This window comes from Crenobacter sp. CS_VA4 (genome assembly GCF_055597485.1).
Genome location: NZ_JBVMAE010000111.1, coordinates 1 through 289 on the forward strand (window position 1 = coordinate 1; position 289 = coordinate 289).

The 289-nt window shown below is 59.5% G+C and carries 1 pseudogene; it reads left to right on the plus strand.

What is annotated here, in order from left to right:
• Positions 1-289 (plus strand): annotated as a pseudogene (locus tag ACZ2IA_RS22920) (IS5/IS1182 family transposase); the annotation flags it as partial.

Genomic DNA, 289 nt, shown 5'->3' on the forward strand with positions numbered 1-289 from the left:
CTGTGCCGGGAACAGGGGTTGTTCGCTGAAGCCGTGGTTGCCATCGACGGCAGCAAGTTCAAGGCGGTTAACAACCGTGACCGGAATTTCACCAGCGCCAAGCTGCAGCGACGTATGGAGGAAATCGAATCCAGTATCGACCGCTACCTGGCCGTCATGGACACCGCTGATCGACAAGAGCCTGCCGTGGCCAAAGCCAGGAAGGAACGGCTCCAGGACAAGATCACCGCCCTGAGGGCGCGGATGAAGGAGCTTGAGGCCATCGAAGTCCAACTCAACAACACGCCCG